The sequence below is a fragment of the Collinsella aerofaciens genome (assembly GCF_039752775.1).
GTDB classification, from domain to species: Bacteria; Actinomycetota; Coriobacteriia; order Coriobacteriales; family Coriobacteriaceae; genus Collinsella; species Collinsella aerofaciens_R.
This window is the reverse complement of the sequence record NZ_JBDMGT010000068.1, coordinates 1-1,546: the sequence shown is the minus strand read 5'-3', so window position 1 is coordinate 1,546 and position 1,546 is coordinate 1. Positions and strand designations below refer to the sequence as shown.

Sequence of the window (1,546 nt, the reverse complement as noted above, 5' to 3'; positions counted from 1 at the left end):
GGGGGTGTTCCTATAGTTTTGTCAACTGGGCAATGCTGTTTTCGAGATTGAATCGCGACATGCTAACGCCAGGCCTTTCGGCCGATGGGCTCCAATCTGTTCGGAGCGCTTCGACTAGGCGGCGTAGGGCACCCTGTCCCGCATGATCGCGTAGATGACCTTCAGCCTCTTTCGTGCCAGCGCCTTGAGCGCCTTGCCGTGCGGCATGCCCCGCTCTCGGCACCTAGCGTAGTAATCGCCCCATCTTCCCTCTGTCCGGGTAAGGCAGTTGCACGAGAATATGAGCAGGTTCTTCAGCCTCTTGTTGCCTTGGCGCGATGCCGTCACCGAGGAGATCGAGGTCCCCGACTGGCGGTTGCGCGGCGCCAGGCCGCAGTACGACGCGAGCCTGTCGTGGCTTGGGAAGTCTTCGATATCTATGGAGATCGCGAGCTCGGAAGCGGTTTTGGGGCCGATCCCCGGCACCGTCAGGAGGCATCGGTAGGTATCGTCGCCCTCGAGGAGGGCGGATATCTCCGCCGTGATCACATCGATCTCCGCCGAGTTCTCGGAGATCCTGCGCGCGAGCAGCCTCACCGCCCGGTCCTCGGCGGCGATGGCCGCCGCGTCCGGCCTTGTCGAGGAGGCCGTCGAGCGGACGAGGGCCTCGATCTTGCCGCGCGCCGCCCCGCGCGTGAGCGCCGCCGCCCTGCGGGGCCCGGCGTCGGCCACCGACCAGGCCCCGCCGAGGGATGCCATGAGCCTCAGCTGGGGACCGTCGGACAGGTCGACCAACGCCTCGAAGGCGGGGCACGATTCCAGCAGGATGCTGCGCAGCCGGTTCTTGCTCCTGGTGTTTTCGCAGGTCAGGAAGTTTCTCTGGGCGGCCAGCGCCCTCGCCGCCGCGACCGTCGGGCCCGGATCCCCGACCGGCAGGAGTGCGTCGGGGATGCCCAGCGCCGTCTTCGCGATGACCATTGCGTCCCGCTCGTCGGTCTTGGCGTCGCCGGCGAAGAGCCTGGCGGCCCCGTGTGCCGCGAGTCCCGGCAGGTACGCCGCCGACATCCCGGCCGCCTTGGCGCGGGCGAGCGCGAGGGCGCCTATGTTGCGCGACTGGTCGACGACCACGAGCGCGTCGGGGAAGCGGCCGAACAGCGAGTCCAGATCGCCCTCCCTGTTCGCGACGGGGGCGCTCAGCAGTATCTCGCCGTCCCGGGTCGCGACGCATGCCCAATGGGACAATTTCCCGACATCGAGCCCGATGACGGCTTCCGGCATTCTAGGTGGTGCCACGGTGTTATCCTCCAATCGGTAGGCCGATCGGAACCCCTCCCTGCGACACCCACATTACCTGGCCGTGGCGCTTGCGCCCGGCAGTTTCCTATCAGTCGTCCGGAGCGGCGAGCGCCCCCGGTGGCAACACCCCCCGGGCCCTCTACGGGGCAGGGGCAGACGGCCATCCGGAGGCGCCCGATCGGCGGCCCCTCGGGGCTTGCCCGTATCGTAGGCAATGCGCCGAATGCTCGCCATCGAAATTTATCGGTGGCCCACTTCAGACTGTAATGGG

General features: G+C 67.4%; 1 protein-coding gene. It reads right to left on the bottom strand.

Annotated features, from left to right (window positions below; all coding sequences use genetic code 11):
* Window positions 1–114: 114 nt before the first annotated feature.
* Entirely contained in the window at window positions 115–1,272 is a 1,158-nt protein-coding gene (locus tag ABHR63_RS09965) for an IS110 family RNA-guided transposase (RefSeq protein ID WP_225093533.1), read from the bottom strand.
* Window positions 1,273–1,546: the final 274 nt, after the last annotated feature.